The sequence below is a fragment of the Arthrobacter sp. 10T419 genome (genome assembly GCF_056394105.1).
On the sequence record NZ_JBFTHF010000005.1, the window covers coordinates 89,993 to 114,013 of the forward strand.

A 24,021-nucleotide genomic window follows, 5' to 3' on the forward strand; every position below is an offset into this window, starting at 1 on the left:
GCGAGCCGGCTGGCCGCTAATGCATTCCGCGCAGCAGCCTGGCCAGCACCGGTACGTTGACGGTGTTCGGGGCGGGCCCGGAACTGAGGAACTGCTTGAGGCCGCGGGCCAGCCCGGCGGCGTTGACCACCTGGACGAGCTCCTGGCTGTCGCCGCGGTCGCGGGAGCGGCCGTGCCGGTCGATCACCGGTTCGTGCAGGTTGCCGTCGGTGCTGTGGACGACGGTCCAGCCGGTGACGTTCAGCTCCGGGAAGATGTCCTGCATCCGGCGCACCACATGGGCCAGCTGCGGCGGGGCGATGGACCGGCCGCCGTGGTTCAGGGTGCTGCCGTTCCAGGCGTAGGCTCCCGGCGGCAGGAGCATGGAACCGATGATGGCCAGCCGGTAGCCGGAGACCAGCACATGGTCGATGTGGCTGTTGTCCGCGGGGGACTGCAGACCATTGATCAGCCGGGCGGCCGGGATGGCAGGCAGGATCTGCCGGGTGATCAGCTGCACCGTCCGCATTTCGCGCTGGATGCGCGCCTCAGCGCCGAAAATGCCCCGCCGGCGGGGCATGCCGTGGACCTGCTGCCCGGCCACCGACGCCGGGATCAGCGGCACCTCACCGGCCGCCGCCACCTCTTCGAAGGAGGGAACGTAGACCGGGGGATCCGCGGCGGTGTTGCGCGGCGTGTTAGGACGGCGGACATGCGCGGAAGCCCGGCTGCCGGCTGCCGGCGCGTCGAAGTGCGCACCTTCTTCGGCCGGGGCCGTGCGGCTGGAGAAGGCGGTCCCGCTGCCGTAGGAACGGTCGTAATCGGCACGGCGCTTGGCATCGATGAGGGTCTCATAGGCCAGGGTCACCCGGCGGAAGGTGGCGGCGTCGCCTCCGTGGTCGGGGTGGGCCGTGCGGGCAGCCTTGCGGTAGGCCACCTTGATGTCCTTGTCCGTCGCCGTGACGGGGATCCTGAGGACCTGGTAATGCGAGCTGTTGCCCTGCGTCAAGCACGATTCCTTTGCGTCAGTGGAGCCGGTCCGGTCGGGGACCTCCGGCGTGGACAGTTTAACCGGCTGGGGGAATAACGAGCGTGTGGCCGTGGATGGTTCCCGGCGGCTGGCATAATTCAGCGCATGAAGATTGCCCTCGCCGTCAACCCGCGCGCCTCCTTTGGCCGCGGGCGGCATGCCGGCCGGGAAGCGGCCAAGTGCCTCAGCGCGGCCGGGGTCCAGGTCCAGCTGCTGTGCGAGGACAGCTACCAGCAGTTGTCCCGGGCCGTGGACAAGGTGCTCGCCGACGGGGTGGACGCGCTGGTTGTGGCGGGCGGCGACGGCATGGTCCACCTGGGTGTCAATGCGCTCGCCGGGTCGGGTGCCCCGTTCGGCGGGACTCCGCTGGGCATCATTCCGAGCGGAACCGGAAATGACATGGCACGCGCGCTCGGCCTGCCGCGGCACGACATCCCGGCGGCCGCCGCACGGGTGCTGGCTGCCCTGCCGTCGGGCGGCCGCCTGATCGACGCCGGCCGGGTGAGCTCCGGCGGCCGGACGCACTGGTTTGCCGGGGTGGTGTCCGCAGGCTTTGACGCCGCGGTCAACGAGCGCGCCAACGCGTGGCGCCGGCCGCGCGGCCAGGCCCGGTACAACCTGGCCATGCTGCGCGAACTGGCCACCTTTCGCGCCATCGAGTACACCGTGACGGCCGACGGCGAACGCTGGCAGCAGGGTGCCATGCTGATCTCGGTGGCCAACGGACAGTCGATCGGCGGCGGCATGAAGGTCGTGCCCGACGCCGTCCTCGACGACGGCTATCTGGACCTGTTCATCGTCCGGCCGTTGTCCCGCGCCGCTTTCCTGGCGGTGTTCCCCAAGGTGTTTTCCGGCAAGCACGTGGGCCACCCGGCCGTGGAGATCCGCCGGGTCCGGCGGGTTGAACTTGAGGCCGACGGCGTCGTCGCGTACGCGGACGGCGAGCGGGTCGGACCGCTGCCACTGACCATCGACGTTGTGCCCGGTGCGCTCCGGGTCCTGGCGTAGGCAGGGTGACGGACATGGCGGGCCACGGCACGGCACGGTTCGGCGGCGCACTGCTGGCACTGCTGCCCCTGCTGGCAGGCTGCAGTGTGGGGGTTCCGGATCCCTCGGCGGCCAAACCGGTGAGCAGCGCTGCCACCGTCGCCACCCCGACCGTGACGCCGGGGTACGACGCCGAAGCGGTCGCTGCGCGCAGCCTGCCTTTCGGAGCGGGGGACCGCCTCGCTGCCGGCGTACCGGTCCGACTCTCCGACGGGCTGAGCGACGCCCCCGCCTGGAAGGCCGGCAAACAGGATGTGGCCGGCGCCAGCGAGTACCGGAAGGCCGACGGCTGCCTGGTCTCCGCCAGGGTCCGGGTGAACCAGTGGCCGCTCGTCGTCGCCGGCGACGACAAGGCGTCCACGGAGGCCCTCTTCCACTACCTGGACCCCAGCATCCTGCCGTCCTACCTCAAGACGGCAGTCCTGCGCTGGGGCGGCGAACCGGACAAGCCGGGCCCGCGGGTCGAGGTGCTGGTGCTCGAGGGCGGCAAGAAGGCCGGGAGCCGGGCGAGCGCCAGCTACGCCCGGCTCTTTGCCAAGGCCGGCTCATCCGTCTATGTCTCCGTGTCCTGCCCGGACGACGCGGCGCTCGCGGCCGCGCGGGCCGACATCGCCGCACGGTTGGCCGTGCTGCCGCCGTCGTCCTGACCCGCCCGAAGCGGACAGGCCGGCGGCGGAAGGGGGCCGACTAGTGGAGCTTCGCCGGCGAGAGCCGGTTCAGCGCCAGGGCCCCGACCAGCAGTCCGAAGTCGCGCAGTGCCACGTCGAAGTAGCTGCCAAGGACCAGCAGGTTGACGATGATGCCGAGCAGCCACACGGCGACCAGCAGGGATCCGAAGCGCGGGCGGACCGCCACGGCGATGCCGGCGATGATCTCGACGACGCCGACGACGTACATAAAACTCTGTGCCGACACCGGGACCACCGAGGTGGCCACCGGGGCGAGATACATCGTCCAGTCGGTCAGCAGGTTGGTGAACTTGTCCAGGCCGAAAATGATCGGCGCGACGGTGAAGACCGTGCGCAGCAACAGGAAGGCCTGCCGCTGGGAACCGGCTGCGACCGTCGGGGCCGGGGCCGCAAGTGCTGTTGAAGATTTCATCTTCTGCTCCTCTAAAATTGGGTAACTTGATTTTAGAATGACTCCAGGGGTTAAGCAATGGATCTTGTTTTTAGAGTTAGGCTGATGCCATGAACCGTTTGCCGTGGAGCCGCAGGATTGCCGCCGTCGCGTCCCTGGGGGATGAAAACCGCAGGCGGCTCTTTGACTTCGTCACCGCGGCGGATCAGGCGGTGGGCCGCGACGACGCGGCCGGTGCCCTCGGGCTGGCAAGGAGCACCGCGTCGTTTCACCTGGACCGGCTGGTCCACGACGGCCTGCTGGCGGTGGAGTTCCGCAAACTCGGCGGCAAGGAGGGGCCCGGTTCCGGCCGGCCGGCCAAGCTGTACCGCGCGGCCGTCCAGGAGGTCTCGGCATCCGTCCCGGAACGCAACTATGATCTGGCCGCCGAACTCCTGGTGACGGCGATTGAACAATCCGCGGCCGACGGCGGATCGGCCCGGACCGCGCTGCTGCAGGCCGCCCGGTCGCGGGGCCTGGCCGCGGGGGAAGCCGCCGGCACCGCCGACTTCGCGGAGCTGCTGACCGCCGAGGGGTACCGACCGGCGGACGACGGTGCCGGCGGGCTCGTGTTGCTCAACTGCCCGTTTCACCGGGTGGCCCAGGGCCACGCGGAGGTGGTCTGCGCCATGAACGGCGCGTTCCTGGGCGGGGCCGCGGCGGGCTGCGGGGTGGATCCGGCCAGGGTCGAAGCGCTCGACATCGAGGAACTCCGGGTGCAGGGCTCGGCTGCCCCGGCCCAGTGCTGCGCCCGGATCAGGCCGCTCTGAGCTTCGCCTGCCCCTTGATGCCGGTCAGCAGGACGCCGGCTACCACCATGATGCCGCCCGCGACCTGGACGAGGGTCAGGGGCGTCCCAAGCGCGACCGTGATGACGGCGGTGAAGACCACCATGAGGTTCAGATAGTTCCCGGCGGTGCCCGGCGGGGTGGTCTTTAATGCCAGGTTCCAGAACAGGTAGGCGCCCAGCGAGGGGAAGACCGCTATGTAGGCCAGCGACCAGCCCTCCGCCGGTGTCTCCGGCAGCCGCACGTGCATGGCCAGCGCAAACGGTGCCAGCGTCACGGTGGCCATGGTGACCTGCACGGCGGTGGCGGCGATGGCGGGAATGTCCAGCCTGCGGGCGATGATCGTGTAGCTGCCCCAGACCACGATGGCGCCGATCATCAGGAGCTCCCCGGTGTTGATCGAGAGGCTGAGTACCCGCTGCAGTTCGCCGCGGGTCAGGACCAGCAGCACGCCCAGCAGCCCCAGCCCGATGCCGAGCCAGCCGAGCCGGGTGGTCCTCTCGCCGAGCAGGAAAATTGCCATCACCACAATCAGGGCCGGGTTCGCCGCGGTGATCAGCGAGGCGTTCATCGCGGAGGTGTAGCCGAGCGCGCTGTACAGGAGCAAGGTGTAGCCGCTCATCCCCAGCGCGCTCAGCAGCAGCAGCACGGGCCAGCGGCGCAGGACCGCGCGCCAGTCCGGCTTTTCCACGAAGTGGGCCAGGGCCAGCAGCGGCAGGGCGGCCAGCGTCCAGCGCCAGAAGGTCAGGTCCAGGGGCGTCATCGAGGCGACAGCGGCCTGGCCGACGACGAAATTTCCGGACCAGAACAGGGTGGCCAGGACGAGGTAGAGGGACGCTTTCACCGCTTGAATGTACACCAGTGCCGTCTCCTTCCGGCGTCGCCCTCCGGCGCCTTCCGTCTCCTTCCGGCGTCGCCGTCCCGCGCCGTCCCGCGCCTTCCGGCCGCGCCGTCCCGCGGCGCGGAGCAAGCCCCCACGGTAGAATTGGCGTGTGCCCGTATACCTAGACCACGCAGCCACCACGCCGCTTGCCGCGGAGGCGCTGGCCGCGCTGACGCGTGAGCTGGCCCGCACCGGCAACCCCTCCTCTCTGCACGGGTCCGGCCGCCGCGCCCGCCGGGCTGTCGAGGATGCCCGCGAGGCCCTGGCCGCGGCAGCCGGGGCGCATCCTTCGGAGGTTATCTTCACCTCAGGTGGCACGGAAGCCGACAACCTTGCCGTGAAGGGACTCTATTGGGCCCGCCAGGCCGAGGATCAGCGGCGGACCCGCGTTCTCTGCTCCGCCGTCGAACACCACGCGGTGCTGGACGCCGTCGAATGGCTCGAACGGCACGAGGGAGCCGACGTTCGCTGGCTGCCCGTGGACGCCGACGGCGTGCTGGACCTGGCCGCGCTGGAGGCCGAGTTGGCCGACGATCCGGCCTCGATTGCCCTGGTCACCGTCATGTGGGCCAACAACGAGGTAGGCAGCCTCCAACCGGTCGCGGAGGTCGTGCGGCTGGCGCACGCCGCCGGCGTGCCCGTGCATTCCGACGCCGTGCAGGCGTTCGGCTCCGTGCCGGTTGATTTCCGTGGGACCGGCCTGGACGCCATGTCCATCTCCGGACACAAAATCGGCGGCCCGGTCGGCGTCGGCGCGCTGCTGCTGGGCCGCGCCGTCAAGCTGACCCCGGTCCAGCACGGCGGGGGACAGGAACGCGACGTGCGCTCCGGCACCCTGGACACCGCGTCGATCGCAGCCTTCGCCGCCGCGGCGGGGGCAGCCACCGGAAATCTCGCCGCCGAGTCGGCACGGATCTCCGCGCTCCGGGACCGGCTGATTGACGGCGTCCGCGCCGCCGTTCCGGAGGCCGTCCTGCGCGGTGCCCCCGGGAACGGCCGGCTGCCGGGCAACGCGCATTTCACCTTCCCCGGCTGCGAGGGCGACTCGCTGTTGTTCCTGCTGGACCTCGCCGGGGTGGAATCCTCCACCGGCTCAGCCTGCACCGCCGGCGTGCCACGGCCCTCCCACGTGCTGCTCGCCATGGGCCTGGATGAGGACACCGCCCGGGGCGCCCAGCGCTTCACCCTCGGCCACTCCTCTACCGACGCCGACGTCGATGCGCTGCTGGCGGCCCTGCCGGCGGCGTACACCCGCGCCCGCCAGGCCGGCATGGCCGGACACGAGTCCAGCATCCAGACCGCGGGAACCGTCGCCCGCCAATCCGCCAACGGCTAGTCCCCGGACAGTAGCTGCTCCAGCGGGACGTCCGGATCCGCCAGCGAGTCCGGGCTGACGGAGGCGCGTGCAGTGATGAGTGCCTTGATGGCCTTTTGCGGCTTGTCGGACCGCGGCCAGTTGACGTTCATGCCTGCGACCACGCAGCCTTCGCGCTGCCAGAAGGCGAGGAATTCCTGCCGCTCCAGTGAACCCCTGAGTACGGGCGGGCCCTCGACCAGGCTGGGGAAGCCGGAATACTCCATGCTGACGTCGTACTGGTCCGTATAGAAGTAAGGAATGGTGTCCAGTACGGCCTCCCGTCCGAGCATCGCCCGGCCGGCGACCTTCCCGCCGTTGAGCGCGTTGGACCAGTGCTCGCTGCGGTGGTGCCCGCCGGTGAACGGATGCAGGGCGTTGGCGACGTCGCCGGCGGCAAAGACTCCCGGAGCCGAAGTGCGCAGCGACGCGTCCGTGAGGATCCCGTTGTCCAGGGCGATGCCCGCGGCTGCGGCGAGCGATGTGTCGGGGACGACGCCGACGGCGATGACAACCAGGTCGGCGGCCAGGATTTCGCCGGCGTCGGTGCGGACGCCGGTGACCCGGCCGTCGACACCTGTGATGGCTGCGGCCGACGCCGGCAGCCGGAACCGCACGCCCCGGGACTCATGCAGCGAGCGGAAGAAGGCGCCCAGTTCGGGGCCGATCGCCGCGGCCAGCGGCACCTGCTCGAGGCCCAGCAGGGTGACGGAGTTGCCATACGAGTTCGCGGCGGCCGCAAGCTCCATTCCGATCCAACCCGAGCCGACCATCACCACGTTCCGGCCGCCCGCGGAGAGGGCATCCCGGAGCCGGCGGCTGTCGTCGAGCGTCCGGAACGTCATGACGCCGTCGAGGCTGCTGCCGGGCAGCGGAATCGAGCGCGGACGTGCCCCCGTGGCCAGCAGGAGCGCGGAATAGGGTAGCCGGCTGCCGTCGCCGAGGGTCACCGTGCGGGCCGCGGGGTCCAGCCCGGTGACCGGAGCGCCCAGCCGGAGGTCGACGTCGTTCTCCCCGTACCAGCCGGCCGGAACCACCGGGAGGGCGTCCTCGCCGTCCTTGCCCAGGAGATATTCCTTGGACAGCGGCGGCCGCAGGTAGGGGGCCTGCGCCTCCTCGGCGAGCAGCGTGACCGGGCCCTCGAAGCCCTCCACCCGCAGGGTCTTCGCGGCGGTGGCGCCCGCCAGGCCGCCACCCACAATCACGATGTTCTCGACAGCCATCTCGCGCGTCCCGTCTGGGCTTTCGCCGCCCTTGTTCTAAAACCGCTAACGCTGACGTTAGAAGCGCGGCAGGCTGCCGTCAAGCCTTTTTGGGGCAGGAATCGGCGTGGCGATAGAATCGGTAGGCGGGCGCTGTGTTATTCCTCTGCCCGCGGACCTCCCGATTCCTAGAGAAAGCCAGCATGCGAGTTCTTGCAGCCATGAGCGGCGGCGTCGATTCAGCCGTTGCCGCAGCCCGCGCCGTCGAGGCCGGCCACGACGTCGTCGGGGTCCACCTCGCCCTCTCACGCATGCCCGGAACGCTGCGCACCGGCAGCCGCGGCTGCTGCACCATCGAGGACTCGCGCGACGCCTGGCGGGCGTGCGACGTGCTGGGCATCCCGTACTACGTGTGGGACTTCTCCGAGCGATTCAAGGAAGACGTCGTCCAGGACTTCATCGACGAATACGCCGCCGGCCGCACGCCCAACCCGTGCATGCGCTGCAACGAGCGGATCAAGTTCGCCGCGCTGCTGGAGAAGGCGATCGCGCTGGGTTTCGACGCCGTCTGCACCGGCCACTACGCCAAGGTGATCACGGACGCCGACGGTAACCCCGAACTGCACCGCGCCGCGGACTGGGCAAAGGACCAGAGCTACGTGCTCGGCGTCCTCACGCACGAACAGCTCCGGCACTCGATGTTCCCGCTCGCGGACACCCCCTCCAAGGCCGAGGTCCGCGCCGAGGCCGAACGCCGAGGGCTGTCCGTGGCCAACAAGCCCGACAGCCACGACATCTGCTTCATCCCCGACGGCGACACCGCCGGCTGGCTGGCGGAGAAGATCGAGATGTCCACCGGCGACATCGTGGACGAATCCGGCGCCAAGGTCGGCGAACACCCGGGCGCCAACGCCTTCACCGTCGGCCAGCGCCGCGGGCTGAAGCTGGGCACCCCGGCCGCCGACGGCAAGCCGCGCTTTGTGCTGGAGATCCGCCCCAAGGAGAACAAGGTGGTCGTCGGCCCCGAGGCCCTGCTCGCGATCGACGAGATCCGCGGCATCAAGGTGTCCTGGGCCGGGCTGCCGATTGCGGAGATCGCCACCGGCGAGGAGTTCGACTGCTACGCCCAGGTCCGCGCCCACGGGGACCCGGTGCCGGCAACCGCCCGGATGGAACACTCCGGAGGGTCCGGCGACCTGGTGGTCACGCTGGCGGAACCGCTCCGCGGCGTCGCCCCCGGCCAGACCGTGGTGCTCTACCAGGGCAGCCGGGTCCTTGGCCAGGCCACCATCGACGCCGCGCGGTCGCTCCAGCGGGCCGCACTCTAACCGCCCTCGACGGGCCGCGTCTTCGCTTCGGCGGGGGTCCGCCGAATCCAGGAGCGCCGCATGCCATTGGCCTGCGGCGCTCCTGCCTTTAACCGTCGCCCGGGCGCGGGACATGTCCATTCTTCGCGGCCACGAGTGGGCACTTCGGGTATATGTCCACTCCAGGGCTCGGGCGCGGGACATGTTCGTTAGCGTGCACCCCGCGCAAGCATCCCGCGCGGGACATGTCCGTTCGTCGCAGCCAGGAGTGGGCACTTAGGGATTATGTCCACTCCCGGGTTCGGCGGTGAGCATGCCCGTCCTCCGGCAAGAGCGCGGGACATGTTCATTAGCGTGCGGCCCGCGCAAGCATCGAGCGCGGGCCATGTCCATTCTTCGCTGCCACGAGTGGGCACTTCGGGATTATGTCCACTCCCGGGCCTCGGCGGTGAGCATGCCCGTCCTCCGGCCAGAGCGCGGGCCATGTTCGTCTTCCGGCTAGAGCGCGGGACATGTCCATTCTTCGCGGCCACGAGTGGGCACTTCGGGTATATGCCCAGTCCCTGGCCCGGGCGGTGGGCATGTCCGTTCCCGAGCCCCCGCCGCCGCAGGCCGCACCGAGTCCGGGGTGCCGAAGATCCGGGCGAAATCCCGAAGAATGCGATAACTTCCGCCGGTTCGTGTAAATTTTGTGTCTCAACTCACAAGATGTAGCGATTCGCCCGTGGTCTTCTGGTTGAATCTAGGAATCAGGACAGGTGCTGCCCAACGAGTCAAGCTACTTCGGGCTGCGCACTAGTACTCATCGAACAGAAAGTTCACAGATGGCAATGAACAAAAAGGCCCTGCAGAGCGCCATCGCGCTTGCCGGGGTTTCCGCCTTTGCACTGACGGCCTGCACCGGCCCTACCGGCGGCGGAACGTCCTCCGGCAGCGCCGCAGGCGGAGGCAGCATTACGTACGGCACCACGGACAAGGTGGTCACCCTCGACCCGGCCGGCTCCTACGACGCCGGCTCGTTCATGGTGATGAACCAGATCTACCCGTTCCTGATGAACTCGAAGCCCGGAACGGCTGACTCCAGCCCGGACATCGCCGAGTCCGCGTCCTTCACGAGCCCCACGGAATACACCGTCAAGCTCAAGTCCGGCCTCAAGTTCGCCAACGGGCACGCGCTGACGTCCTCGGACGTGAAGTTCTCGATCGACCGCGTCATCAAGATCAACGACGACAACGGCCCGGCCTCCCTGCTGGGCAACCTCGCCTCGGTGGAAGTCAAAGACGACTCCACCGTGGTCTTCAAGCTCAAGGAAGGCAACGACCAGGTCTTCCCGGGCGTGCTCGCCGCGAACGCAGGTCCGATCGTCGACGAAGAGGTCTTCTCCGCCGACAAGCTGATGAGCGACGAGGACATCGTCAAGGGCAAGCCTTTCGCCGGCCAGTACACGATCGAGAGCTACAAGAAGAACGAGCTCGTCAGCCTCAAGGCCAACCCTGACTACAAGGGTCTGCTCGGCAAGCCGGCGAACGACAGCGCCACGATCAAGTACTACGCGGACTCCAACAACCTCAAGCTCGATGTCCAGCAGGGCAACATCGACGTCGCCGGCCGCAGCCTGACTGCGACCGACGCCGCCGACCTCGAGAAGGACTCCAAGGTCAAGGTTCACAAGGGCCCCGGTGGCGAACTGCGCTACATTGTCTTCAACTTCGACACCATGCCGTTCGGCGCCAAGGCTGCCGACGCCGACCCGAAGAAGGCACTCGCCGTCCGCCAGGCGATGGCAGACATCGTCGACCGCGACGCGATCGCCAGCCAGGTCTACAAGGGCACCTACCTGCCCGCGTACTCCGTCGTCCCGGACGGCTTCGTCGGCGCCATCAAGCCGCTCAAGGAAATGTACGGCGACGGCAACGGCAAGCCCAGCCTGGACAAGGCCAAGAAGGCCTTCAGCGACGCCGGCGTCACCGCCCCGGTCACGCTGAAGCTGCAGTACAACCCGGACCACTACGGCAAGTCCTCCGGCGACGAGTACGCCATGATCAAGGAGCAGCTGGAAAAGTCGGGCCTGTTCAAGGTCGACCTGCAGTCCACCGAGTGGGTCACCTACTCCAAGGACCGCACCAAGGACGTCTACCCGGTCTACCAGCTCGGCTGGTTCCCGGACTACTCCGACGCCGACAACTACCTGACCCCGTTCTTCGTCCCGGGCAACTTCCTCAAGAACCACTACGAGAACGCCTCCGTCACGGCGCTGATCAAGAAGCAGCTCACCACCGTTGACAAGACCGAGCGCGAAAAGGTGCTTGGCGAGGCCCAGACGGCCGTCGCCAAGGACCTCTCCACGCTGCCGCTGTTGCAGGGCGCCCAGCTCATGGTCGCCGGCAAGGACGTCCAGGGTGTCGAAAAGACCCTCGATGCGTCCTTCAAGACCCGTCTTGGTGTGATTTCCAAGTAGGTCCATTCCCCATCCGGTCCTGACCAGCCAAGGAGGCGGGGCGCCTGCGCGGCGTCCCGCCTTTCTTGCTGATAGCAGGACAACCGATTCCGGAAGCCCACGAAGCCGACGGAAACACAAATTTAGGTACCAATGACAACACTTATTGAGGCGCCGCCCAGCGACGCCGACGGCCTATTGCCAACAAAGAAGAAGGCGTCCGGTGGGGGACTGGGCCAATACATCCTGATCAGGTTCCTGCTGATCTTCCCGACCATTTTCATCCTGGTCACACTCGTATTTTTCCTGATGCGCATCACGGGCGACCCGATCACGGCCGCCCTCGGCGGGCGGCTCCCGCCGGAACAACTGGCGGAGCGCATCCACGCGGCCGGCTACGACCGGCCCATCTTCGTGCAGTACTTCGAGTACCTCGGACAGCTCATCACCGGCAACTTCGGCACCACGCTCTCGGACAACCGCCAGGTCTCCGAGATGCTGACCACCTACGGTTCGGCAACGCTGGAACTGTCCATCAACGCACTGATCGTGGCACTGCTCGTGGGTATCCCGCTGGGCATGATCGCCGCGCATCGCCGCGACAAGGCGGCCGACGCCGTCCTGCGCATCTTCGCGATCCTCTGCTACGCCACGCCCGTCTTCTTCGCCGGCATGCTGCTCAAGCTGACCTTCTCGGTCTGGCTCGGCTGGCTCCCGGTCGCCGGCCGCGCCAAGACCTCCACCGAACTGGCCCTCACCGCGCTGCAGGCGCCCACCGGCATCTACTGGCTCGATGCCGTCCGCAGCGGCAACATGGCCGCACTCGGTGATGTCACCGCGCATGCCGTGCTGCCCGCCGTCGCCCTTGGGCTGCTGACGGCCGGCATCTTCCTGCGGCTGGTCCGCACCAACGTGATCGGCACCCTCGGCAAGGACTACGTGGAGGCCGGCCGCTCACGCGGCGTCAGCGAATTCCGGCTGGTCACCAAGCACGCCTACAAGCCGGCGCTGATCCCGATCATCACCGTGATGGGCCTGCAGATCGCGGTCATGCTCGGCGGCGCCGTGCTGACCGAGACCACCTTTGAATGGAAAGGCCTCGGCTTCCAGCTGGCGACCTACCTGACGGCCCGCGACTTCGTGGCCGTGCAGGGCATCGTGGTGCTGCTCGCCGTGATCGTGGCCGTGACCAACTTCATCGTGGACATCGTCGCCGCGCTGATCGACCCCCGCGTGAGGTACTGACATGAGCATCGAACCAACCATTGCCGCAGAAAGCCGCCGGGACCCCTGGTACCGGCGCCTGCCGGTCGTCTCCCACTTCAACAAGAGCGTCGGCCTGCAGCGGGGCATGCTCGTCACCGGGCTGATCCTGACCTCGCTGTTCCTGCTGACCGCCATCTTCGCACCGTTGATCGCACCCTTCGGCTTCTCCCAGATCTCCGACGCCGACGGCAGCTTCCCCGCCCAGCAGGCACCCGGCGGGAAGCACCTGCTCGGCACCACCGTGGGCGGCTACGACGTGTTCTCCCGGGTCGTCTGGGGCGCGCAGACCGCCGTCATGGTCATCATCGTGGCCGTCATCATGTCGATCTTCATCGGCGTCATCCTCGGCCTGGTCAGCGGCTACATCGGCGGCTGGCTTGACCGGATCCTCGTGGTCGTCGCCGACGCGGTGTACGCGTTCCCGTCCCTGCTGGTCGCCATCGTCATGGCAATCGTGATCAGCGGCGGGCGTTCCAGCCTGTGGGGCGGCATCCTGGCCGCGGCGATCTCGATCACCGTGGTCTTCATCCCGCAGTACTTCCGCGTCATCCGCGCCGAAACCATCCGGCTCAAGGCCGAACCCTTCGTGGAATCGGCCAAGGTGGTGGGCGCATCCAACATCAGGATCATGACCCGCCACATCTACAAGAACGCCACCCGCACCCTGCCGCTGATCTTCACGCTGAACGCCTCCGAAGCCATCCTCACCCTCGCGGGCCTGGGCTTCCTCGGCTTCGGCATCGAACCGACTTCGGCCGCCGAATGGGGCTTCGACCTCAACAAGGCGCTGGCGGACACCACCTCCGGGATCTGGTGGACCGGTGTCTTCCCGGGCCTGGCCATTGTCCTCACCGTGGTGGGGCTGACCCTGGTCGGCGAAAGCATCAACGACCTCAACGACCCGCGCCTGCGCGGCCGCAAGAAGGCTGCCTCCGGCAAAGCCGGCCCCGGCACCGGCGGACCCGGTTCCGCCGCCCAGGCAGCGCACTCAGCAGAAGTGAGCAGTTCATGAGCACCAATATCGGTTCCGTTTCAGACCAGCACGACCGCGGCGCCGGGCCCGTGCTGGACATCGACCACCTCAGGGTCACCTTCGCCACGGACGCCGGGGACGTCTATGCCGTGAAGGATGTCAGCCTCGAGGTCAACCCCGGCGAAGTCGTCGCCATCGTCGGCGAGTCCGGCTCCGGCAAGACCGTCACCGCCAAGACCATCCTGGGGCTGCTGCCGGAGACGGCGATCAGCTCCGGCGCAGTGCTGATCAACGGCAACAACGTGATCAGCGTCAGCGCCTCGAAGCTGCGGGAAATCCGCGGCCGCGACGTGGCCATGGTGTTCCAGGAGCCCTCCACGGCGCTCAATCCGGTCTTCACCGTTGGCTGGCAGATCGCCGAGGGCATCCGCGCCCATGCCGGGCACGGGGGAGCGGGCCGGGTCAGCGCCAAGGAGGCCAAGGCTCGCGCCATCGACGCCCTGCGCAAGGTGGGCATCCCGGATCCGGAAACGCGGGTCAACTATTACCCGCACCAGTTCTCCGGCGGCCAGAAACAGCGCGTCGTCATCGCCGCCGCGCTGGCGCTCAACCCGGGCCTCATCGTCGCTGACGAGCCGACCACCGCACTGGACGTCACCGTGCAGGCGGAAATCCTGGAACTGCTGCGCGACCTGCGCGACCAGTACGGCACCTCGATCGTGCTGATCACGCACAACATGGGCGTCGTGGCCGACCTCGCCGACCGCGTCGTCGTGATGTACCAGGGCGACGTCGTCGAGGAGGCCAGCGCTCGGGTGCTCTTTGCGGAACCGAAGCAGGACTACACGAAGAAGCTGCTGGCCGCCGTCCCGCACTTGGGCCGGAACTCCGCCTCGGCGGGCATGACCGAACGCGCCCACCAGGGCGGCAAGGTACTGGTCGAGGCGAAGAACCTCACCATCGAGTACCCCGGCCGGCTGGGCAGCCCGGCGTTCAAGGCCGTGGACGGCGTGAACTTCACCCTGTCCGAGGGAGAGGTCTTCGGCCTCGTCGGCGAGTCCGGCTCCGGCAAGACGACGATCGGCCGCGCCATCGCGGGCCTGAACAGAACCACGGGCGGCAGCCTCAAGGTGCTGGACTACGAGATGCTCAACCTCAAGGAGCGCACTTTCAAACCCCTGCGCAAGCAGATCGGCTTCGTGTTCCAGGACCCGGCGGCGTCGTTCAACCCGCAGCTCACCATCGGTGACTGCATCGCGGAGCCGCTCATCATCCACACCAAGCCGACGCCGGCGCAGGCACGCCAGCGGACCCGGGAGCTGCTCGAATCGGTGCAGCTGCCGGCGGCTTACGCGGACCGGTACCCGCACGAGCTCTCCGGCGGCCAGCGCCAGCGCGCCTCGCTGGCGCGGGCACTGATCCTGAACCCGAAGCTGCTGATCGCCGATGAGCCGACGTCGGCGCTGGATGTTTCGGTGCAGGCGAAGGTGCTGGAGCTGTTCAAGGACATCCAGGCCGAATTCGGTTTCGCCTGCCTCTTCATCAGCCACGACCTCGCCGTGGTGGACATCCTCTCGCACTGGGTCGGTGTCCTGTACAAGGGCAAGATGGTGGAGCAGGGCCTTGGAAACCAAGTCATGGGGCACCCGCAGCACGACTACACCAAGAAGCTCATCGCGTCGCTGCCGGTCCCGGATCCGGACGAGCAGGCGCGGCGTCGTGAGGAGTTCCGCGCGGTTCTCGGAGCCTAGCAAGCGGCCGCGACTGCCCCGCCTGGGGCGAGGGCTGGCCGCACCAAGGGGCATGCCCGCCGTTCACTGCGAACGGCGGGCATGCCCGCTTAACACCCCGCGGGATTTCCGTGCCAGCCCCTAGACTGGACGAATGACCAAGCAGAACCAGCACCTCCCTGACGCCGATTCCTACGACCCCACGGCCAGCTCGCTGGCCGGGCACGTGGATCCCGCGGTGATGGCGGAACTGCTCTCCATCCGCTCCAGCATCGACAACATCGATGCCACCCTGGTCTTCCTCCTGGCCGAGCGCTTCAAGGCGACGCAGAAGGTCGGCTTCCTCAAGGCCGCGCACAAGCTTCCCGCGGGGGATCCCGGCCGGGAAACGGCACAGATCGCGCGCCTGCGCCGCCTCGCCGCCGAAGCCCACCTGGACCCGGCGTTCGCGGAAAAATTCCTGAACTTCATCATCGGCGAGGTGATCCGGCACCATGAGGCCATCGCCGAGGACCATGAGGCGGCCGCGCACCGGGCCACGGCTGCTGCGGACCCCGGCGTTTCCGCCGAGGCGTAGCCGTGCCCGCACCCGTTTCCCCCGGCCAGGTCACGGCCACCGCACTCGGCCCGTGGCCGGGGGAGGACCCGGTCGAAGCTGCCCGCATCATCCGCGGCGAGCTCGGCAGTCCACACGTTCCCTTCCTCGCCGAACTCCCGGACCGAGGCGTGGGTTCCGACGCGCTCGGCCGGACGGCGTCGCTGCTGGAGGGCCTCGCCGTCGACGTCCAGCCTTACGGCTGGCGGCTCGTTGACCGCCCCGGCAAGGACCTCATGCGGGCCCGTTCGGCGCTGTCCACCGACATCAACGTCCTCGCCGACGTCGTCGGGGCCGAGGACACGCCGGCCGCGGAGCTCAAGATCCAACTGCGCGGCCCGCTCAGCCTCGCCGCCGGACTGCACCTGCACAACGGGGAGCGGGCCCTCCTCGACCACGGCGCCCGGCGGGACCTCGCGGCCTCGCTGGCAGCCGGTGTGGGCCCCCACCTGCGCAAGGTCGCCGCCGCCGCGCCCGGAGCCGGCCTGGTGGTGCAGCTCGACGAACCGGACATCGCCGCCGTGATGGCCGGCACCATCCCCACCTCCAGCGGCTACCGCACCCTGCGCGCGGTCGCCGGTTCTGAAATCACCGAGTCCTGGCGCCTCGTCATCGATGCCCTGAGGGCCGCCGGCGCGGCCGAAATCGTGGTCTCCGTGCCTGAAGTCGAGGCGCCCTTCGACCGGATCCTCGCCGCCGGTGCCGACGGGATCGCGGTGCCGCTGCGTGCACTGACCTCCCGCCAGTGGGAACAAATCGCGGCAGCCGTGGAGTCCGGGAAACGCTTCTGGGCCGGGGCGCTGCCGGTCGACCAGCCGGCCGCGGCGCTGCCGCGCGTGCCCCAGGCCGTCGAAACGCTCTGGCTCCCGTGGCGCCAGCTCGGCCTCCCGGCCACGGCGCTGGGCACCGTGCGGGTGACGCCCTCCGCAGGCCTCGCCGGACACACCCCGTCGTCCGCGACGGCGGTGCTGACCCGCCTGACGCAGCTCGCTGACGGCCTCAACCAGCTGGCGCTCGGCTAAGACCTAGACGCGGCTTTCCCAACGCTCGGGCCGGGCCCTCTCCGGCAGGTAGCCCGGCGCCAGGGCATCCGCCGGGTAAGGCTCAAGCCGGTAGTCGAAGTGCCCGGCGTAGACCAGCACCAGGCCGATCTGGGGCTGGATCACCTTGACCTGGATCCGGTGCCGGCCCTCGTCCGGCTCCCACCATTGCTCGGCATAGGCCTTGGCATCCAGGGCGTCCGGCAGCGGGATCCGCAGCGGCCCCAGGAACAGCCGGGAGGCCTCGGAGACGCCCCGCAGCCGGCCTTCCGGGGTGACGCTCAGATTGAGGTCGGTGACCAGCCTGCGGTAGCGGCCGACGTAATCAACCAGCCGCGGGGTGCCCCCGGAGGAGTCCGTGCTGGTGGTGTCTTGGAAGATCCGGGTGGTCTGCGGGAAGAAAATTTCCCGGCGCGCGGTCAGGCTGGAGCGCCCGAACGGGTCCAGATGGGCGTGGTTCTCGATCCGGAACCTGATGCCCTCGCCGTATTCCGGGAAGAACGCCTGTTCGCCGGTCGCGAGCCGCAGCAGCGGCCGCAGCCAGCGCTGCCGGCAGCCGACGACGTCGAAGACGCCCTCGCCCACCCCGTAGTGCCCGGAGCCCGGGGCGAGCGAGAAGTACTGCTGCAGTTCCGGCTGCAGCCGGGAGAATTCGCGTCCCAGGCCGAGCTGGTAGATGGGTTCGTAGCTGGTCACGGCATACTCCTTGGGGTCACAGCCGTCCGGCGGCCTTCAATCGAATGTACGCGTCCGCCAGCGCCGGCGGCAGCAGGGATGGCTCGGCATCGACTACTTCAGCGCCGGCCTGGCGCAGCTGGGCGCTGACCGCCTCGCGTTCCAGCAGGGCCCGCTCGGCCGCCGCGGCCCGGAACACCCCGCTGGCGCTCGAACGCTCCTGCTGCATTTCGCCGAGCATGGGATCGCGGACCGAGGCCACCACCACCACGTGCTGCTGCGCGAGCAGGGCGGCCATCGGCAGCAGCCCCTCTTCGGGCGCGCCGCCGTCGAGCGCGGTGAGCAGCACCACCAGGGACCGGTGCGCGGAAACCGAGCGGATCTGGGCCGGGATCTGTGACCAGTCGAGTTCGATGAGTTCGGCGTCGAGCGGGACCATCGCCTGGACCAGCTGTCCCAGCAGGTTCCCCTTGGCTGCCGACCCGGCCCGCGCCCGGAGCCTGCGGTCGAAGGCGAGGAAGTCCACCCTGTCGCCGCCCCGTTCGGCAAGGACAGCCAGCAGCAGCGCCGCCTCGATGCCGGTGTCCAGCCGCGGCTCGTCCGCGATCCGGGCTGCGGCCGTGCGCGAAGTATCCAGCAGGATGACGACGCGGCGGTCGCGCTCCGGCCGCCAGGTGCGGACCACGACGGCGGAGCGGCGGGCCGTGGCACGCCAGTCGATGGAGCGCACGTCGTCGCCGCGGACGTAGTCGCGCAGGGAGTCGAATTCGGTGCCGGCGCCCCGGATCTGGACCGCCGCCTTGCCGTCGAGCTCCCGCAGTTGGCGCAGCTTGGACGGAAGGTGCCGCCGCGCGTGGAACGGCGGGAGCACCCGGAGGGAACCGGGGCAGGGCAGGGTGCGTTGCCGTGCGGCAAGGCCCAGCGGGCCGAAGGCGCGGACCGTGACATGCGCGGCGCCCAGTTCGCCGCGCCGCGTGGGCTGCAGCGTGACGGTCATCCGGCGGCGCTCACCCGCCGGTACGAGCAGGCGCTGGTTCGGGTTCTGCGCGCCGGCCGAGGGCTGCCAGGCGTCCCGGACCAGGCCGTGCAGGGCGCGGCGGCCGGCGTTGGCCACCGTCAGGACGGACTCCGCCGACCCCGTGAGCGGGACGCTGCCGGGATCGGTGCGCTGCACCGAGACGTGCCGCAGCGGTACCGCGAGGCCCAGGTCGAGCAGCGCGGCGGCGGCCAGCAGCAGGAGGACAACCCCTGCGGACTCCCAGCCGGGCAGGAGCACGGCGGGGACCAGGCCAAGCAGTGCCAGCAGCACGAAGCGTCCGGAAATCGCCATGGCTCAGCGCGGCACGGGCACGGAAGCGAGGATGCTGCCCAGCACGCCGTCGACGTGCACGCCGTCCATCTCCGCCTCGGGGCGCAGGGCCACCCGGTGCCGCAGGCAGGGCAGGGCGAGGGCCTTGACGTCGTCCGGGGTGACGAAGCGGCGGCCGGAGAGCCAGGCCCAGGCACGGGAGCCGTTCAGCAGGGCCGCGGCGCCGCGCGGCGAGACGCCCAGCTGGAACGACGGCGCGGAACGGGTGGCGCGGACGAGGTCGACGATGTAGGCCAGGACTTCGGGACCGATCTCGACGGCGGCCACGGCCTGCCGCGCCTGCTCCAGCTCGGCGGGACCCGCGACGGGGCGGACGCCGGCCGCGGCCAGGTTGCGCGGATCGAAGCCGGCCGCGTGCCGCCGGATCACCTCGATTTCATCCTCCCGGCCGGGCAGCGGCATGGTCAGTTTGAGCAGGAAGCGGTCCAGCTGCGCCTCCGGCAGCGGGTAGGTGCCCTCGTACTCCACCGGGTTTTGCGTGGCCGCCACGATGAAGGGCGCGGGAAGCTGGCGCGAGACGCCGTCAACCGACACCTGCCGCTCCTCCATGGCTTCCAGAAGCGAGGCCTGCGTCTTGGGCGGCGTCCGGTTGATCTCATCCGCGAGCAGGATGTTGGTGAAAACGGGGCCCTCGCGGAAGCTGAACTCCGAGGTGCGCGAATCGTAGATGAGCGAGCCGGTGACATCGCCGGGCATCAGGTCCGGGGTGAACTGGATCCGCTTGGTATCGAGGCTGAGGGCCGCGGAGAGGCTGCGCACCAGCAGGGTCTTGGCCACGCCAGGCACCCCTTCAATCAACACATGTCCCCGGGACAGTAGCGCAATCAGCATCCCGGTGACGGTGGCGTCCTGCCCGACGACGGCCTTGGCGACCTCCTGGCGCACATCCAGCAGGGCCTGGCGGACTGGGTCCGGGTCCCGGGCGTCCCGGTAGCCGCGGGTTCCCGCTGCCTGCTGCGGCGCCTGCTGCGCGGCGGGCCGTGGCGCGGGCCAGGGGGCGGCAGTGCTGGATCCGGCAGCGGCTGTTGCGGCCGGGCCGGTGGAGACGGTTGGCTGATCATTCATCGGGCGTGTACCTCTTTCTCTAGTCTTTCCAGCTGCTGGGCCCAGCGCACGAGCTCGGCTTCGGCCCGGGGCTCGGCGTCGAGGACAACGGCGACGCTTTCCGGAGTCCGGTCCAGGTGCCGGGCAGCCGCGTCGATGATGGCCGCGGCCCCGGCGTCCGGTCCCAGCCGGAGGGTCCTGGCCAGCCGCACCAGCGTGCCGGCCCGGAGGACGTCGGCGGCACGGTCCACGGCGCGGGCGTCATGGTAGAGGCGGGCCCGACCTTCAGCCGTCTCCACCGCTTTCACCACCACGGGGAGCGGTTCGAAGACCAGCGGGCCAAGCCTGCGGCCGCGCCAGAAGATTGCCAGCACCGCCACGAACGCCAGCCAGGGCCCCAGGACGTGGGTCCACGGCGCGGCCAGCTCATCGAGGGTCACCGGTTTCTTCGCCTCGGGCACATCGGCGATCCCGGGCAGGTACCAGACCAGCCGCTGCTCCGCCCCAAGGGTCCGCAGCACCAGAGCGGCGTTGCCTTGCTCGGCGAGGGCCCGGTTGCTGAGGATTTCGGTGCTGCCCAGGACCACGGTCCGGCCGTCCTCGCTGCCGGCGTAGAGGCCGCCCCCGCCGTCGCGCGGCGCGTAACAGACCACTTCTCCGTCGTAGAGGTAGCCATTCGCGGCCGAGACCGTGCCGGCGTCGACGGGGTCGGAAATAACGCAAGCCGGGGCTAGTACCTCGGTGCCGTCCCGCACCACGCCGGCCTGCACGATCCCGCCGCTGACGCCTTGCAGCGTGTTGAGCCGGGGTGTGATCACCACCAGACGGTCCGCCGCGCCGCCCAGGTACTGCAGCTGGTCGCGGCCGAGGTAGCCGTTGCGGTCGTAGAGCAGGACGGTGGTGCGCTCGCCGGCGCGTTTGGCGCTTTCAAGCGTCTGGATGGTCGACTCGAAAGAGTCCCGCTGCTCCACGACGACGCCATGGCGACCAAGGATTTCCGCGGCGGCGCGTGCTCCTTCAGGGGCGGGATTTCGGATGGACAGCTGGGTCCGATCTCCATGGGGTTGCAGCTGAAGCACCGCCGTGAGGACGAGGGCAGCGACAAAGACGACGCCGAGGATGGCCCAGGTGCGGTGCCGGCGGATCCAGCGCAGCGGCGCCGCTGTGCTCTTCACAGCGGCCTGACGAGCGCGTCCGAGCCGGTGCCCCGATAATCCGGGGTGGTGCCGGCCAGCGCCGCATCGAGCCGGGCGAGCGCCGCGTGGTCCGGGGATCCGGCGTCCGCCCCGCCGTACCGGACGGCGTCAAAAGTGAGTGCCGCCTCTTCCAGTTCGCGGGCGTACGCTCCAAAGGCGCGGCCCAACCGGGCGGCGACCTCGCTGGCGGTCCGGCCGGGTTGCGGATCCAGTACGGTGCGCTCCTCCGCCGCGCGCACGAGGGCGCGAAACTGCTCGACGACGGCGGCGGACCAGTCCCCGCGCGCCGCGGCGGCGGAGGCCCGCTCGCGGTGCGCGTCAGGGCTTAGTGCCGCATCGGCGTCGAACACGTCCTGGGCGGCGGCCCGCCGGGCGTTGAGCCGCGGACGCACCACCACGACGGCGACAGCGATGACCACGGCGGCGATGACCAGCAGGAGCGGCACGGCATAGCCGCCGTCGGCGCCGGGGGTGCCGTCGCCGGACAGGGAGCGCAGCCAGCGACCGAACTCGGCAAGTGCCTTGTCCAGCCAACTGGGCTCGGCTTCGCGGTACGGTGCCTTCGCGAGCTCCTCCGCCGCCCAGCGGCGCGCTTCGTCCCGGTCGGGCAGCACCGGAGGTTCCGGCTGCAGCCGGGCCGACAGCACCGCCACCGCGCGCTCGGCGGCGAAGACGGGGGCCGCCGTCACCGCCGGACCGGGGGAGGACCGTAGGGAGGTTGCTGCCAGGTGGAGGTGTCCCCGCGGATGGCTGCGGTCCGTCCCGGGACCCCCTCCGGGTCACTGCCCGTCTCCAACTGCCGCAGCAGGGACAGATCGAGTCCGTCCTTGCGCATCCGCAGATCCAGATAGACCAGGGCAACGGTTGAGGTCTGGAAGGCGTAGCCCACGGCGGCCACCAGCGCGGTGACCGCGGTGCCGACGACGGCGACCAGGATCCGGACCACCTGGGGCCCACCCTCGCCGCCCTGGGAGAAGACGGTAAACCCGACGGCGTTGCCCAGGAGGCTGACCGGAATAAGGACAATCTGGGTGATAACCCCGACGAGCAGCCCCACCACCAGGGTGACGCCCAGGATGCGCCACCAGTTCCTGCCCGTGAGCTGCCAGGAACGGCGCAGCCCGGCGAAGGTGCCGATCTCCTCCACCACAATCGCCGCCGGCGCGACGAGGAACCGGATGCCGAGCCAGAGCAGCACAATCATCAGGCCGATGAACAGGAGCACCAAGGCAAGCACGGCGGCGCGCTCCATGGCCGCAACCAGGGCCATCGTTGCCACCACTGCGAGGACGACGACGGCGGCCGCGCCCAGGATCAGCAGGCCTGCGAGTCCCAGCAGCGCACCGGTCCGGGAACGGGCGAGCGTCCACATCTGGCGGAAGCCTGTCCGCCTGTTCAGCAGTGCCCGCGCCACGGGGACCGCCATGGCACCCTGCATGACCACCGAAATCAGCACGGTCAGGAGCGACAACAGCGCGCCGACGCCGGCCGCTGTGCCAAAGGCGAACGCCGTGGCTTGCGACGAACCCAGGTTGCCCGGCCACGGTGCGCCTGATCCCCCGAAGAGGGCACCTGTCTGGGCCAGCGCGGAAGTGACAGACGTCAGGGCCTGGGCGATTACGCCCGCCCCCAGCATGGCCGCGGGATTCCGCCTGACGGTCCGGAATGCGCCGTCGAGGATTTCGCCGAACATCAAGGGACGCAGCGGCACAATGCCGGGCTTGGGCGGCGCGACGTAACGCGGCTGGCCGTAAGGGGAGGGGACGTAGGGGCCGGAAAAGCGGGGGCCGGGCTGGGGAGCGCCCCACTGCGGCTGCTGGCCCCACTGCGGGGTGGTGCCCCATGCGGGTTGTTGGGCCGGCGGCTGCTGGCCCCACTGCGGGGTGGTGCCCCATGCGGGTTGTTGGGCCGGCGGCTGCTGCCCCCACTGCGGCTGGCCGCCCCACTGCTGCGGTTCGCTAGGTTCCTGCTCAGACAAGCTTTTCCTCCCCAAGAAAATTGCCCACCGGATGCACGCGGCCGGGGACCGGTTGCCGTGCCGCCCGCGTGCCCCGGCGTGAGTCCGGGCCAGGCTTGCCCCCAGCCTATAGTTTCGACGGCCGGCCGCAAGCATTCGGGCCAAGTCGCGGCACCAAGTTAGCGGCGGGACCACCCCGGGTGCCGCAGCATGTGCAATCGCCCGCGCCATGCCGGGGACTGCCCGAATACGACAAAGCCATTTCAATAGGGGAATATATAACCTATGAAGGCACGGATTTTGGTAGTGGACGATGACGAGGCGCTGGCCGAGATGATCGGTATTGTGCTGCGCAACGACGGCTTCGACCCCGTCTTCTGCGCGGACGGTGGACAGGCCCTGGAGGTTTTCCGCTCATCCAAGCCGGACCTGGTGCTGCTGGACCTGATGCTTCCCGGCATTGACGGCATCGAAGTGTGCCGCCAGATCCGCGGCGAGTCTGATGTGCCGATCGTCATGCTGACGGCCAAATCCGACACCTCGGACGTGGTCCGCGGACTCGAGTCCGGCGCCGACGACTACGTTCCCAAACCTTTCAAGCCCGCCGAACTTGTGGCCCGGGTGCGGGCACGGCTCCGTCCCGGCGACCAGAAGGCCCCGGAGACGCTGCGCATCGCGGACGTCACGATTGACGTCGCCGGCCACGTGGTCAGCCGCAACAGCGAGCGGATCTCGTTGACCCCGCTGGAATTCGACCTGCTGGTCGCCCTGGCGCGCAAGCCCTGGCAGGTCTTCACCCGGGAGCTGCTGCTGGAGCAGGTCTGGGGCTACCGCCACGCGGCGGACACCCGCCTGGTCAACGTCCACGTCCAGCGGCTGCGCTCGAAGATCGAACGCGATCCGGAAGCCCCTGAAGTTGTATTGACGGTCCGTGGTGTCGGCTACAAAGCAGGTTCCTGAGCCGGCGGACGGCCCGCCGGAGACCGCTGCCCGGCTTGAGCTCCCGGAGACTGCCGCCCCGTCGGACGG

General features: G+C 69.4%; 22 protein-coding genes. 12 read left to right on the forward strand and 10 right to left on the reverse strand.

The features are described 5' to 3' along the window. Window positions 1–16 precede the first annotated feature (16 nt). On the reverse strand, window positions 17–988 hold the full coding sequence (locus tag AC1DBD_RS10510) for a J domain-containing protein (protein ID WP_476892227.1): 972 nt from the start codon (window positions 986–988) through the stop codon (window positions 17–19). Between the two features lie 126 nt (window positions 989–1,114). On the opposite strand from AC1DBD_RS10510, the gene AC1DBD_RS10515 reads away from it, so the two are divergent. Together AC1DBD_RS10515 and AC1DBD_RS10520 are read left to right on the forward strand one after the other, a co-directional pair. Beyond that, entirely contained in the window at window positions 1,115–2,017 is a 903-nt protein-coding gene (locus AC1DBD_RS10515; RefSeq protein ID WP_476982060.1) for a diacylglycerol/lipid kinase family protein, read from the forward strand. A 14-nt stretch (window positions 2,018–2,031) separates the two neighbouring features. Beyond that, complete coding sequence (locus AC1DBD_RS10520; protein WP_476925542.1) at window positions 2,032–2,703, forward strand: hypothetical protein; 672 nt, start codon at window positions 2,032–2,034, stop codon at window positions 2,701–2,703. Between the two features lie 40 nt (window positions 2,704–2,743). Here the strand turns inward: AC1DBD_RS10520 and AC1DBD_RS10525 are convergent, their stop codons facing one another. After that, window positions 2,744–3,157 (reverse strand): hypothetical protein, encoded by a 414-nt coding sequence (locus tag AC1DBD_RS10525; RefSeq protein ID WP_476892229.1) that lies wholly within the window; start codon window positions 3,155–3,157, stop codon window positions 2,744–2,746. A gap of 89 nt (window positions 3,158–3,246) precedes the next feature. On the opposite strand from AC1DBD_RS10525, the gene AC1DBD_RS10530 reads away from it, so the two are divergent. Beyond that, window positions 3,247–3,945 carry a helix-turn-helix transcriptional regulator gene (locus AC1DBD_RS10530; RefSeq protein ID WP_476925269.1) on the forward strand — a complete coding sequence of 233 codons (699 nt, stop codon included), beginning with the start codon at window positions 3,247–3,249 and terminating at the stop codon, window positions 3,943–3,945. Here the strand turns inward: AC1DBD_RS10530 and AC1DBD_RS10535 are convergent. Next, window positions 3,932–4,807, reverse strand: a complete 876-nt coding sequence (locus AC1DBD_RS10535; protein WP_476982061.1) for a DMT family transporter — start codon at window positions 4,805–4,807, stop codon at window positions 3,932–3,934. The genes AC1DBD_RS10530 and AC1DBD_RS10535 overlap by 14 nt on opposite strands. A gap of 148 nt (window positions 4,808–4,955) precedes the next feature. Between AC1DBD_RS10535 and AC1DBD_RS10540 the strand changes: the two genes are divergently transcribed. Next, complete coding sequence (locus AC1DBD_RS10540) at window positions 4,956–6,182, forward strand: cysteine desulfurase family protein (RefSeq protein WP_476925267.1); 1,227 nt, start codon at window positions 4,956–4,958, stop codon at window positions 6,180–6,182. Here AC1DBD_RS10540 and AC1DBD_RS10545 read toward each other — a convergent pair. Next, window positions 6,179–7,423 (reverse strand): NAD(P)/FAD-dependent oxidoreductase, encoded by a 1,245-nt coding sequence (locus tag AC1DBD_RS10545; protein ID WP_476925266.1) that lies wholly within the window; start codon window positions 7,421–7,423, stop codon window positions 6,179–6,181. The two genes, AC1DBD_RS10540 and AC1DBD_RS10545, sit on opposite strands and share 4 nt — an antisense overlap. Window positions 7,424–7,605: 182 nt before the next feature. On the opposite strand from AC1DBD_RS10545, the gene mnmA reads away from it, so the two are divergent. The 7 genes from mnmA (at window position 7,606) to AC1DBD_RS10580 (ending at window position 16,733) form a co-directional block, all read left to right on the forward strand. Next, complete coding sequence (gene mnmA / locus AC1DBD_RS10550) at window positions 7,606–8,730, forward strand: tRNA 2-thiouridine(34) synthase MnmA (RefSeq protein WP_476892234.1); 1,125 nt, start codon at window positions 7,606–7,608, stop codon at window positions 8,728–8,730. 803 nt (window positions 8,731–9,533) lie between these two features. Then, a complete protein-coding gene (locus tag AC1DBD_RS10555; protein WP_476892235.1) occupies window positions 9,534–11,168 on the forward strand; it encodes an ABC transporter substrate-binding protein in 1,635 nt (544 codons plus the stop codon). Between the two features lie 132 nt (window positions 11,169–11,300). Next, on the forward strand, window positions 11,301–12,392 hold the full coding sequence (locus AC1DBD_RS10560) for an ABC transporter permease (protein ID WP_476925265.1): 1,092 nt from the start codon (window positions 11,301–11,303) through the stop codon (window positions 12,390–12,392). A 1-nt stretch (window position 12,393) separates the two neighbouring features. Continuing rightward, window positions 12,394–13,425, forward strand: a complete 1,032-nt coding sequence (locus AC1DBD_RS10565; protein ID WP_441417247.1) for an ABC transporter permease — start codon at window positions 12,394–12,396, stop codon at window positions 13,423–13,425. Continuing rightward, window positions 13,422–15,137 (forward strand): ABC transporter ATP-binding protein, encoded by a 1,716-nt coding sequence (locus tag AC1DBD_RS10570; RefSeq protein ID WP_476982062.1) that lies wholly within the window; start codon window positions 13,422–13,424, stop codon window positions 15,135–15,137. Before AC1DBD_RS10565 ends, AC1DBD_RS10570 begins: the two co-directional genes overlap by 4 nt. Window positions 15,138–15,270: 133 nt before the next feature. Then, complete coding sequence (locus AC1DBD_RS10575; protein WP_476982063.1) at window positions 15,271–15,693, forward strand: chorismate mutase; 423 nt, start codon at window positions 15,271–15,273, stop codon at window positions 15,691–15,693. A 2-nt stretch (window positions 15,694–15,695) separates the two neighbouring features. Continuing rightward, window positions 15,696–16,733: a uroporphyrinogen decarboxylase/cobalamine-independent methonine synthase family protein gene (locus AC1DBD_RS10580; RefSeq protein ID WP_476982064.1), complete on the forward strand. Its 1,038-nt coding sequence runs from the start codon at window positions 15,696–15,698 to the stop codon at window positions 16,731–16,733. 3 nt (window positions 16,734–16,736) lie between these two features. Here AC1DBD_RS10580 and AC1DBD_RS10585 read toward each other — a convergent pair whose 3' ends face one another. From AC1DBD_RS10585 to AC1DBD_RS10610, 6 genes are read right to left on the reverse strand one after another with little or no spacing between them, the layout of a single operon-like run. Then, window positions 16,737–17,447 carry a DUF4166 domain-containing protein gene (locus tag AC1DBD_RS10585; protein ID WP_441417251.1) on the reverse strand — a complete coding sequence of 237 codons (711 nt, stop codon included), beginning with the start codon at window positions 17,445–17,447 and terminating at the stop codon, window positions 16,737–16,739. A gap of 16 nt (window positions 17,448–17,463) precedes the next feature. Continuing rightward, the gene (locus AC1DBD_RS10590; protein WP_476892238.1) at window positions 17,464–18,756 is read right to left on the reverse strand and encodes a DUF58 domain-containing protein; all 1,293 of its coding nucleotides are present in this window, start codon (window positions 18,754–18,756) and stop codon (window positions 17,464–17,466) included. Between the two features lie 3 nt (window positions 18,757–18,759). Then, complete coding sequence (locus tag AC1DBD_RS10595; RefSeq protein WP_476908549.1) at window positions 18,760–19,860, reverse strand: AAA family ATPase; 1,101 nt, start codon at window positions 19,858–19,860, stop codon at window positions 18,760–18,762. Beyond that, entirely contained in the window at window positions 19,857–21,014 is a 1,158-nt protein-coding gene (locus AC1DBD_RS10600; protein WP_476908550.1) for a DUF4350 domain-containing protein, read from the reverse strand. Before AC1DBD_RS10600 ends, AC1DBD_RS10595 begins: the two co-directional genes overlap by 4 nt. Continuing rightward, window positions 21,011–21,724, reverse strand: coding sequence for a DUF4129 domain-containing protein (locus AC1DBD_RS10605; RefSeq protein WP_476982065.1), 714 nt, complete (start codon window positions 21,722–21,724; stop codon window positions 21,011–21,013). The genes AC1DBD_RS10600 and AC1DBD_RS10605 overlap by 4 nt, the downstream gene beginning before the upstream one ends. After that, entirely contained in the window at window positions 21,721–23,013 is a 1,293-nt protein-coding gene (locus AC1DBD_RS10610) for a DUF7847 domain-containing protein (protein WP_476982066.1), read from the reverse strand. Before AC1DBD_RS10610 ends, AC1DBD_RS10605 begins: the two co-directional genes overlap by 4 nt. Window positions 23,014–23,277: 264 nt before the next feature. Here AC1DBD_RS10610 and mtrA point away from each other — a divergent pair, with 264 nt between their 5' ends. Further along, complete coding sequence (gene mtrA, locus AC1DBD_RS10615) at window positions 23,278–23,952, forward strand: MtrAB system response regulator MtrA (RefSeq protein ID WP_175321836.1); 675 nt, start codon at window positions 23,278–23,280, stop codon at window positions 23,950–23,952. Window positions 23,953–24,021 lie beyond the last annotated feature (69 nt).

Coding starts and splice junctions, on each gene's coding strand:
- AC1DBD_RS10575 (WP_476982063.1), top strand. CDS start 15,271: ATGACCAAGCAGAACCAGCACCTCCCTGACGCCGATTCCTACGACCCC.
- AC1DBD_RS10555 (WP_476892235.1), top strand. CDS start 9,534: ATGGCAATGAACAAAAAGGCCCTGCAGAGCGCCATCGCGCTTGCCGGG.
- AC1DBD_RS10545 (WP_476925266.1), bottom strand. CDS start 7,423: ATGGCTGTCGAGAACATCGTGATTGTGGGTGGCGGCCTGGCGGGCGCC.
- mtrA (WP_175321836.1), top strand. CDS start 23,278: ATGAAGGCACGGATTTTGGTAGTGGACGATGACGAGGCGCTGGCCGAG.
- AC1DBD_RS10570 (WP_476982062.1), top strand. CDS start 13,422: ATGAGCACCAATATCGGTTCCGTTTCAGACCAGCACGACCGCGGCGCC.
- AC1DBD_RS10560 (WP_476925265.1), top strand. CDS start 11,301: ATGACAACACTTATTGAGGCGCCGCCCAGCGACGCCGACGGCCTATTG.
- AC1DBD_RS10525 (WP_476892229.1), bottom strand. CDS start 3,157: ATGAAATCTTCAACAGCACTTGCGGCCCCGGCCCCGACGGTCGCAGCC.
- mnmA (WP_476892234.1), top strand. CDS start 7,606: ATGCGAGTTCTTGCAGCCATGAGCGGCGGCGTCGATTCAGCCGTTGCC.
- AC1DBD_RS10530 (WP_476925269.1), top strand. CDS start 3,247: ATGAACCGTTTGCCGTGGAGCCGCAGGATTGCCGCCGTCGCGTCCCTG.
- AC1DBD_RS10590 (WP_476892238.1), bottom strand. CDS start 18,756: ATGGCGATTTCCGGACGCTTCGTGCTGCTGGCACTGCTTGGCCTGGTC.
- AC1DBD_RS10520 (WP_476925542.1), top strand. CDS start 2,032: ATGGCGGGCCACGGCACGGCACGGTTCGGCGGCGCACTGCTGGCACTG.
- AC1DBD_RS10565 (WP_441417247.1), top strand. CDS start 12,394: ATGAGCATCGAACCAACCATTGCCGCAGAAAGCCGCCGGGACCCCTGG.
- AC1DBD_RS10595 (WP_476908549.1), bottom strand. CDS start 19,860: ATGAATGATCAGCCAACCGTCTCCACCGGCCCGGCCGCAACAGCCGCT.
- AC1DBD_RS10515 (WP_476982060.1), top strand. CDS start 1,115: ATGAAGATTGCCCTCGCCGTCAACCCGCGCGCCTCCTTTGGCCGCGGG.